The sequence below is a fragment of the Pseudomonas sp. SC11 genome, from assembly GCF_047039205.1.
GTDB lineage: Bacteria > Pseudomonadota > Gammaproteobacteria > Pseudomonadales > Pseudomonadaceae > Aquipseudomonas > Aquipseudomonas boreofloridensis.
The window spans coordinates 3745516-3754506 of sequence record NZ_CP178183.1 but is presented as its reverse complement, the minus strand read 5'-3'; the positions used below and the strand labels follow the sequence as shown (position 1 = coordinate 3754506).

Genomic DNA, 8991 nt, shown 5'->3' with positions numbered 1-8991 from the left:
TGAGCGATATTTAGTAGAGGTATAAGAGCGGCGAGTCCAAAATGAGTTTTTGAGTGGTAAAGAGGGTTACTGTTGTTCGTATTGCGAACAAGTCAAAAGCTAAGAGTCAATGGAAGTGCTCGGTGTGATGCTTAAGCGTTTGGGTTGAAAATATTTTTAATGGTAGTTTGGTTTTCTAGTTATAGTGTTCTCCTGGTAATTTTATTATTCGATACGGATTCCTAAAAGGGTGGATTTATTTTGAAGATTCCGTGCTTGCTAGTTTTTCTTGTTTTGGTTGGATGTGCAACTAATAGACTGCATTTTGCTCCCTATACTTCAGATGTGGACCTGCTCGCTATTGAAAATCACAAGACCCACACAGCTGTCACTGACGTTACCGGCATTGAACGCTGCAGTACCTGTTCTGAGATGAGTAAGATTGTGTGGCATGCTGCGAATTATAATGGAGGTCTGTACGAAGGCTTTGCAAACATTCCAGTGGCGAACTGGCCGGAATTTATCCGGCAGGCCATTGGCTCTGAGGCTGCCGCTAGCATGAAAACTAGAGTCGAGATCGAGCGAATCTTCATTAAAACTTGGAATAGTCCAGATTATTATGCTTGCCAAGCGAAACTCTCCGTCTATGTTGGGGCTACCAAATATGTCGGCGAATCCACGGTGAAAATCAAAGGTTCAGGACAGGAGTTGGTCGCTCCGCGCTTGGCTTCTATGACAGGCGAGGGGTTGAAGGCTGTCAGCATTGCATTGAAGGCGGCTTACATAGATGCTCTCCGTGACCCGGGAGAAGACAGCGCGGATTAAATCGAGTCAGGTAACGTCTCAAGGCGGCAAAAGCTAAATCAATCGGTTGCGTCAAATGTCGAACCGGTGAGTAGTCAGTTCAGTTACAAGTACTTGAAAAAACCGACGTGCTCTCCAAGCCGGACGCAAGATCGAGAAGGTCAAAGCGCAGGTGCGAGCGAAGGTCAAACACGCATTCCGTGTGATCAAGCGCCAATTCGGCTATGTTAAACCCGCTTCCGTGGCTTGGCCAAGAACACGGCGTAACTGACACGCTGTTTGCCCTGTCGAATCTGTGGATGGTGCGCCGGCGATTATTGCCGGCCGCAGGAGAGGTGCGTCCGTGAGGGCAGAAACCAAAGCTGCGTTTGGGTTATCCAATAGCCAGCGGCTGAAAATCTGGCTATTCGGCGTGCCCGAGCCGTCCATTTCGAGCTGATGACAATTTGTTCGGAGTTCCCCATAGCGGGCCCACTCCCCCGAGCCCGCCACACCGCTCCTACCTCAAGGACACTGACACGTCGAAGGCCCAAACACCGGCCCGCTGCAAGGGTCTTTCGACGGGCCGAACACCGGGCACGCCGCTTGGGCAGTCAGGGAGAAACCACAGAGCAGAAACACCGTAACCGCTCCATGAACCCCACATTCAAAGCGAAGCTGGTCGCCAATGCTATGCTCCCGATTTCTTTCTGGAGCCAGCGTACGAGTGCTTGAGTCCCCTTCAGCACTGCTCTGCAAGGTCAGTAAGCGCTGCCCAGCATACGCTTATCAAGGAATCAAAATGTCCATCGTTCAACGCTACCTCGCCGGCTTCGCAGCGGTAGCGACTCCGGTGCAGCGCACCAAGCTGGCAATCACCAAAGGCGCGAGGGTGGCTAATCTGGAGCGTCTGCTGGCGCGTTTTCCCGCGTGCCCTGAGGCTTTGCTTGAGCTGTTGGGTAAGATGGATGGCACCCATTACCGCCTGTACCCCGGCGGCACGGTGGTCCTGTTGGTACTCGGCTCAGATCTCGGTGGCTGCCCGTATTATTTGCGCTCGGTCAAACAGATACTTGAGTACGCAAACGCCCCACACCTGCGCGATACGCTGCATCAGGTCTATGACGGAGCGCCACACATTTCGCCCAACCCCATCGGGCCAGGCATCCACCCTCATGTGCCAATTTGCGACTACCTGTGTTTCGCCGAATGCGCCAACAATGGCGGTACCTCGGCCCTTTTCCTCGATTTCAATCCAGCGCCTGGCGGTACCGTGGGCCAAGTAGTTCGCTTTATCCACGACCCAGACGAATACAGGGTGATCGCGCCGAGCTTTGAAGCCTATCTTGAGTTGTTGATAGAGGCTGACTATCCATTCGTGAACGACTTCTACGACGATGACAATCACGATGGCGAAGGCGAAGATGACGACCATTTCGACTGACGACTGTTAAGCCTCAGGCGTCGCGCGTCAAATACGCCTTGATGCGATTCAATCAGACTGGCCGCTGCGCTTTCGGTCCTGCGGGCAATGACCATCAGCCATCGCCCGTTTGTTCTTCCGGCTCCGCCGCGATGGCCCTGTTCGTCCTGGATTTTGCGCAGCACGCCAACTCCTTCATCAGCGTGGCCTGTCTATTTGGGCCATCGCTCGCCAGATGCGCTGCTCGCTAAATACCATTCGACGTCACCTCAATTTCAGTCCCAGCGCCAGCCAGTCGTCTATGACTCGAGGTAGAGGCAGCTCCGCTGTCGTGCACACAGGGTCAACACCTGGATCACGCGGTTGCCTCCTCCTTGTAGTACCTCATACCCCGCACCGGAGACTTGCACGCGATCCATAAACCCCACCTGCCCAACAGTGGGGTAACGGGCTACCGTAGCATCTCTGGCGAGCAGTTCCACGGTAACAGCGCTTCGTAGTCTGCTACGGACGAGGCGTGCGGTAGCCGTTCAAGTACGTGGCGCAGCCACGTATAAGGCTCTTGGCCGTTGACCTTGGCGGTCTCGACCAGGCTGTAGATCTTCGCGCTGGCACTGGCGCCGTTGACGGTGTCGCTGAACAGCCAGGCCTTGCGCCCTATGACAAACGGCTTGATCGCTCTTTCGGCCGTATTGTTATCGATGGGCAAGTAACCCGCTTCGACATAGCGCTCCAGTCGACTCCAGTTATTCGCCAGGTAATGCACTGCCTTGCCCAACGCACTTTGTGCGGTCACCTGCGACTGGGTTTTATCTAGCCAGATTTTCAGTTGTGTCAGGATCGGCAGACTTTTCTCCTGTCGACCAGTAAACCGCTGTTCATCACTGACGTCCTTGAGCTCGCGCTCGATGCCGTACAGCTTGTTGATCATCGCCAGCGCGATATCAGCCCGTCCGGTTTTACCTTTGGGCTGCACTTTTTGCGCGTCCACGAACTTGCGTCGCGCATGGGCCATGCACGCCAGTCGCTCCACGCCCGGCTGCAACGCCAACGCGTTATAGCCGGCGTAATCATCAGTCATGACATAGCCACGGTAACTTTCCAGCAAGCGCAACGGCACCTCCTGCGCACGGCTGGACGTGTAATCAAACAGCACAACTTTTCGATCCGGTGGGCCACTGGCTTGCACCCACATCCAGGATTGACTGGCCGGATCTCGATCCGGTTCTTTCAACACCTGGACACGGGTTTCATCGCAGTGAATCACTGGGCTTTCCAGCAACCGATCACGCATCAAATTAAGCAGTGGCTGGAAATGCTCGCTGCACTGGATCACCCAGCGTGCCAGCGTTTGCCGAGGGATATCGATACCGTGCCGGCTGAGTACCGTTTCAAACCGATGCAACGGTAAACCGTCGACATACTTGGCGGTCAGTAGCATGGCCAGCACGCTGGGACTGGCCATGCTTTTCTCGATCAACTGGGCGGGCTTGTCGGCGGTGACCGGTGCGGCTTCACAGCCACGGCAAGCGTAGATCTTGCGGATATGTGTGATGACCCGGATCTGCATCGGCACGATATCCAGTTGCTCACTGGTTTCTTCCCCGATGGCATGTTTGCGGCAACCGCAAGCACAGGTCAGTTCGTGTTCGGGCAGTTCGTGGATGACTTCGATACGCGGCAGATTGGCTGACAACGGCTTGCGTTTGCCACGACGCACTGTGGGTGCAACGACTTCCTCATCGGCGTCGCCAACCAACGGCATTGGCTCGCTTTCAGGCTCATTGAACAAGGCCAACTGTGGCGTGTTGGGTTCTACGGATTGCTCGGACTTGCGTCCAAACAGACGGTCACGCAACAGCTTGATCTGTTCTTTCAGGTCGACGATGTGAGTCTGATAAGCCTGAGCGGTTTCCTCCTGACGATTGAGGGCCTCAAGCAACAGTTGCTTGAGCAAAACAGGATCATCAGGAAGGTCATCGGGCAGAGAAATCATGGCCCGGATTATACCGGGTCATGCCACGTAGCGCGGCGTCAAAACCTGATGAGGACGATTACGCCAGAGGTCAAAACCGTCGAGCAGCCAGTTGAGTTCCTGGACGGTCAGAATGATCGCCTCGTCGGTGGCGTCTGGCGATGTTTTGAAACGCTCGGATTCGAGGCGCTTGAGCCAAAGGCAGAAGCCGTTTCGTTCCCAGTAGAGGATCTTCACGCGGTTGCGCGGCTTGTTGATAAACACGAAAAGCACGGGGTCAAACACCGCCACTTTGATATCCAGTTCGACCAGAGCGGCCAGGCCGTCAATCGACTTTCGGAAGTCGACGGGCTTGGGGTAGAGATAGACTTTTTCGACTTTGGCGTCGGGTCGCATCATGACGGGGCTGGCTCCAGAAAGAGATCGGGAGCACAGCATTGGGGATCAGCTTCGCGCTTTGAATGTGGGGTTCATGGAGCGGTTACGAAACACCGCCAACAGTACGTTCTTCATTCGCAAGCTCCTGAGTGGGTAAACCCACGCGTTCTATCCATAGTGAGGGTACGGTCGGTCATCACGGACACTGGCGGGCTCACCACACTCGCCCGGAAGGTCCGTTCGCCCGGTCGCGGCACATCGCCAGACAGGCCAGCGAGGGCCGGACCCGGAGCAGTAAAGATCAGCCCCGTCGAACGCGCCAGTGTGGCGTAACGTCGCAAATCCCCGCTGCCTTAGTTCTTGGCGCTGGAATACTTGCGCCCTTGGTCGAGCAGGGTGAACACCACCACCAACACCCCAGCCACCGCCAGGATGAGCGCGACGCCATCGGTGGAGTGCGTCGCCGAGCCTGCCACCAAGGCCAGCCCGCCCAGCGGTGCCAGGCCGCCTGCCACCGCCGTGCCGATTTCGCGGCCGGTGCCGAAGCCCGACGCACGGGTCTGGGTGGGGAACTGTCGGCTCAGGAACGAGCCCTGTGGGGCGAACATCATGGGCGCCAGGATGCCGGTGCCGAGGGCGATCGCCACATAGATCAGCGTCGGCTCGCCGGTGCTCAGCAGGCGCAGGAAGGGGTAGGCGAACAGCACCGACAGCAGGCCGCCGAGCATCAGTACGGTCTTGCTGCTCCAGCGGTCGCACAGCCAGCCGAAGAACGGCACGGCGAAGATCGCCACCAGGCTGGCGATGGTCACCGACAGGGAGGTGACATGGGCCTCGACGCCTTTGAACTGGGTTAGGTAGGCCAGGGAAAAGGTCTTGAAGATGTAGCTCAGGGCGTTGTAGCCGACCGCCACGAAGAACACCACGGCCAGGCCTTTGCGGTCATTGCGCAGCAGCAGCTTGAGTGGCGAGACCTTGGGGGTGTCCTCGGCCGTGTCCAGGGCTTTGAAGTCCGGGGTTTCCGGGATGCTCTTGCGTACCCACAGGCCCACCGCCACCAGTGCGATGCTGGCGATGAAGGGGATGCGCCAGCCACCGGCCAGCAGGAAGTCGTTGCCGTTCATGGTCAGCAGGTACACGGTCAGCGACGACAGCAGCAGGCCCAGGTTCAGGCCCAGCGCTGGCCAGGCGCCTTGACTGCCGCGCTTGCCTTCGCTGGCGTGCTCGTAAGAGGTGACCGCTGCGCCGGACAGTTCGGCGCCGGCGCCCAGGCCTTGGATGATGCGGATCACCACCAGCAGGATCGGCGCCCAGATGCCGAGGGTGGCGTAGCCGGGGATCAGGCCGATCAGCGTGGTGCATACGCCCATCAGGCAGAAGGTGATCACCAGCACGTGCTTACGACCGAAGCGGTCGCCCAGGTAGCCGAACAGGATGCCGCCGAACGGGCGGGCGATGAAGCCGATGGCGAAAGTGGAGAAGGCCAGCAGGGAGGCCACCGCCGGGTTGCTGGCGTCGAAGAAGATCTTCGAGAACACGATCGCGGCCATGGTCGCATAGAGGTAGAAGTCATACCACTCCAGCATCGAGCCGAAGATGGTCGCCGCCGCGACCTTGCGCAGGCGCTTGCGTTGCTGGTCGGGGGTTTCCGTCGCGGACGGGGCCGTTTCATGTGCCGACATGGGTTATTCCTTATTGTCTTTGTAGTGGAAGGTGCAGCAGAAATCAGCGGGCCTTGAGGATGCGCTGGGCGATCATCTGGCCGATGGGAATGGCCGAGGTGGCGGCCGGCGAGGGGGCGTTGCAGACATGCACCATGCGCGGCGTCTCGGCGAACAGAAAGTCATGCACCAGGGTGCCGTCGCGCATTACCGCCTGGGCGCGGATGCCGGCTTCATGCGGCAGCAGGTCGTCGATTTCCAGCGACGGGCAGTACTTGCGGCACTGCTCCAGGTAGCCACGCTTGAACAGCGAGTTCTTCATTTCCGTGGTGCCGGAGGCCAGGTTGTTCCAGAGGGTTTTCCAGAACCCGGGAAAGCGGGCGTACTCGGCCACGTCGCGCCAGTTCACCGAACCTTTGCGGTAGTTTTCGCGGCCTAGGCCGAGCACCGCATTCGGGCCGACGGTCACGCTGCCGTCGATCATTCGCGTCAGGTGCACGCCGAGAAAGGGCAGGTCGGGGTCGGGGATGGGGTAGATCAGGTGGTTGACGATGCCGTTCTTGCTCGGCGGCAGGCGGTAGTACTCGCCGCGGAAAGGGATGATCTGGTGATCGATGCTGACCCCGGCCAAGCGCGCCAGGCGGTCGGATTGCAGGCCGGCGCACGCCACCAGTTGCCGTGCACGCCAGGTGTTGGCGTCGCTGGTGATGGTGACGTGGTCGGTGTGCTCCTGGATCGCGCGCACCGTGGTACACAGGCGCACCTCGCCGCCGGCGCGCTCGATCACCCGGGCCATGGCCTTGCACACTTCCTTGTAGTCGACGATGCCGGTGGCATCGAGGAACAGCGCGCCCTGGCCGACGATGTTCGGCTCGCGATGGCGCAGGGCGTCCGCGTCCAGTCGCTCGACCTTGAGGCCGTTCTGCTGCGAGCGCTGGTACAGCGCCTGCATGCGCTGCATCTCCAGGTCGTTGGAGGCCACCAGCAGCTTGCCGCACACCTCGAAGGCGATGCCGTGCTCGTGGCAGAAGTCCTTGGTGGCCTGGGCGCCGCGTTTGCACAGTTCGGCCTTGAGGCTGCCGGGTGCGTAGTAGATGCCGGCGTGGATCACGCCGCTGTTGTGGCCGGTCTGGTGGCGACCCAATTGGTCTTCCTTGTCCAGGAGCAACAGCGAGGCGCCGGGGCGCTGTTCCAGCAGGGCCATCGCGGTGGCAAGGCCGACGATGCCGCCGCCGATGATGCAATAGTCGTGGGTCATGCGGATTACCTTGAGTGCGTGTCTTTGAATCTGATTATCAGGTTGTCAGACAAAGTAGTGCGTTAAAAATCCGGGGCCTCTGCCCCGGAGCGTCATGGGCTTCAGTCGAGTGCGGGCAGGTCGATCTTCAAACGTTTGGCCGAGGCGCGCAGGTGCGCTTCAGCGCACCCGGCGGCGGCGTGGCGGTCGCCGTCGGCAATGGCTTGGTACAGCGCCTGGTGCTCGCGGCTGGCGTCGGCCGAGCCGCCGATCGCTGGGCGGGCGGAGTTTTCCCAGGCGGTACGGCGGGCGCTGGCCAACTGACCGCCGAGGAAATCGTGGAAGGCGACGAAGTAATCGTTCTTGCTGGCTTCGGCGATGGCGCGGTGAAAGGCCACGTCGGCGGCTGCGGCGCGAGTCAGGTCGCTGCCGGGGTCGAGCATGATCTGCAGGGCATCGGCCATGCGCGTCAGGTCGGCGGCATCACGCCTGCGCGCAGCGATGGCGGCGGCCTGGGTTTCGATCCACAGTCGCATCTCGAACATCTGCACCAGGTCGGGCGCGCGTCCGCTGCTGCCGGGGAAGCGGAACACGGTGCCGCCGGGGGTCTGGGAAATGTAGGAGCCCAGTCCGCGTCGGGCTATAAGCACGCCATCGGCCTTGAGCTGCGCCACCGCCTCGCGCACCACGGAGCGGCTGACGTTGAGCTGCTCGGCCAGTTGCTGTTCGGTGGGCAGGCGCGATTCGGCGGCCAGGCGGCCGGCGTCGATTTCGGCGCGGATGGCGCTGACCACTCGGTCGACGAGGGTGTCGGGGCGCTGAAGCTCAAGCATGGAAAGGTTGCCTAGTGGTCAGGTTGTCAGACAATGCCTAGCGCCTAGCGATCTGTCAATCGTGCCCGCGGCCGTCAGAGCTCGGAGACGAAGGTGCCGGTACCGTCGAAAATGTTGCGCAAGGTCAGCGCCACCTCGTCCAGGTCGCTACCGGCCGAGGTCAGAAGGATTTCCAGGTGCGCGTCGCCTTTGAGGGCATCGCGATCACCAGAGGCCACCTCGATCAGCAGGCGCTCGGCGCTCAACGTCACGGTCAGCCCATCCAGCGTCGAAGGCTCGTCGTCCAGGGTCAGGTCGACGGTGTCTTCGTCGGGGTAGCGGGTGAGCAGGAACATCTGGCCCTTGTCGCTGTGGCAGCACAGGGTCGCCATGTCGTCTTCTTCGTCGTCGCACGGGGTGGCGAAGAGCAGGGCGGTTTTCAGTTGCATGGGCGGCTCGGTTCAAGGAAGTGAAACGCGATTGTGCCAGCCTTGGCACCGCGCATAAATGCACAGTTACCGCCGCTTGACCGAATATGTCGCAGCGCTGCAAGCCGCGGTGACCGCTCAGTCGTTAAGCTGCCCAGTCGATGGGCAGCCGTAAGGCCACCGCCCCGGCAGTCGTCTTTGCAGGTGCTCATCCTTGGCGGGTGGCCCGGAACGCCGACGCGCGGGACCTGTCCGACGCCTTGATTCCATCGTTCTGTCGCCATGGGTTGGCTATGGTTGATCCTGAACGGCGGA

9 protein-coding genes and 1 pseudogene are annotated in these 8991 nt (G+C 59.9%); 3 read left to right on the top strand and 7 right to left on the bottom strand.

The window, feature by feature from the left end; genetic code table 11:
• The first annotated feature begins 255 nt into the window (after positions 1–255).
• A complete protein-coding gene (locus ACK2SD_RS16805; RefSeq protein WP_412460373.1) occupies positions 256–804 on the top strand; it encodes a hypothetical protein in 549 nt (182 codons plus the stop codon).
• Between the two features lie 118 nt (positions 805–922).
• A pseudogene (locus ACK2SD_RS16800) lies at positions 923–1130 on the top strand (IS5/IS1182 family transposase); the annotation flags it as partial.
• A gap of 157 nt (positions 1131–1287) precedes the next feature.
• On the opposite strand, the gene ACK2SD_RS16795 reads toward ACK2SD_RS16800, so the two are convergent.
• Positions 1288–1404 carry a PA0050 family protein gene (locus ACK2SD_RS16795; protein ID WP_412460372.1) on the bottom strand — a complete coding sequence of 39 codons (117 nt, stop codon included), beginning with the start codon at positions 1402–1404 and terminating at the stop codon, positions 1288–1290.
• 160 nt (positions 1405–1564) lie between these two features.
• Here ACK2SD_RS16795 and ACK2SD_RS16790 point away from each other — a divergent pair, with 160 nt between their 5' ends.
• Positions 1565–2206: an SMI1/KNR4 family protein gene (locus tag ACK2SD_RS16790; RefSeq protein WP_412460371.1), complete on the top strand. Its 642-nt coding sequence runs from the start codon at positions 1565–1567 to the stop codon at positions 2204–2206.
• A 430-nt stretch (positions 2207–2636) separates the two neighbouring features.
• Here the strand turns inward: ACK2SD_RS16790 and tnpC are convergent, their stop codons facing one another.
• The 6 genes from tnpC to ACK2SD_RS16760 form a co-directional block, all read right to left on the bottom strand.
• Positions 2637–4181 carry an IS66 family transposase gene (tnpC, locus tag ACK2SD_RS16785; RefSeq protein ID WP_412460370.1) on the bottom strand — a complete coding sequence of 515 codons (1545 nt, stop codon included), beginning with the start codon at positions 4179–4181 and terminating at the stop codon, positions 2637–2639.
• Positions 4182–4199: 18 nt separating this feature from the next.
• A complete protein-coding gene (gene tnpB, locus ACK2SD_RS16780) occupies positions 4200–4559 on the bottom strand; it encodes an IS66 family insertion sequence element accessory protein TnpB (RefSeq protein ID WP_412460369.1) in 360 nt (119 codons plus the stop codon).
• A gap of 332 nt (positions 4560–4891) precedes the next feature.
• Positions 4892–6220: an MFS transporter gene (locus tag ACK2SD_RS16775; RefSeq protein WP_412460368.1), complete on the bottom strand. Its 1329-nt coding sequence runs from the start codon at positions 6218–6220 to the stop codon at positions 4892–4894.
• Positions 6221–6263: 43 nt separating this feature from the next.
• Positions 6264–7457, bottom strand: a complete 1194-nt coding sequence (gene lhgO, locus ACK2SD_RS16770; RefSeq protein WP_412460367.1) for an L-2-hydroxyglutarate oxidase — start codon at positions 7455–7457, stop codon at positions 6264–6266.
• 101 nt (positions 7458–7558) lie between these two features.
• A complete protein-coding gene (locus ACK2SD_RS16765; protein WP_029613995.1) occupies positions 7559–8269 on the bottom strand; it encodes a FadR/GntR family transcriptional regulator in 711 nt (236 codons plus the stop codon).
• A 74-nt stretch (positions 8270–8343) separates the two neighbouring features.
• Complete coding sequence (locus ACK2SD_RS16760; protein WP_412460366.1) at positions 8344–8697, bottom strand: hypothetical protein; 354 nt, start codon at positions 8695–8697, stop codon at positions 8344–8346.
• Between the last annotated feature and the right edge of the window lie 294 nt (positions 8698–8991).

Bases quoted from the DNA above. Each gene is read 5' to 3' on its own strand.
- lhgO (WP_412460367.1), bottom strand. From the start codon at position 7,457: ATGACCCACGACTATTGCATCATCGGCGGCGGCATCGTCGGCCTTGCC.
- ACK2SD_RS16760 (WP_412460366.1), bottom strand. From the start codon at position 8,697: ATGCAACTGAAAACCGCCCTGCTCTTCGCCACCCCGTGCGACGACGAA.
- tnpC (WP_412460370.1), bottom strand. From the start codon at position 4,181: ATGATTTCTCTGCCCGATGACCTTCCTGATGATCCTGTTTTGCTCAAG.
- ACK2SD_RS16790 (WP_412460371.1), top strand. From the start codon at position 1,565: ATGTCCATCGTTCAACGCTACCTCGCCGGCTTCGCAGCGGTAGCGACT.
- ACK2SD_RS16775 (WP_412460368.1), bottom strand. From the start codon at position 6,220: ATGTCGGCACATGAAACGGCCCCGTCCGCGACGGAAACCCCCGACCAG.
- tnpB (WP_412460369.1), bottom strand. From the start codon at position 4,559: ATGATGCGACCCGACGCCAAAGTCGAAAAAGTCTATCTCTACCCCAAG.
- ACK2SD_RS16765 (WP_029613995.1), bottom strand. From the start codon at position 8,269: ATGCTTGAGCTTCAGCGCCCCGACACCCTCGTCGACCGAGTGGTCAGC.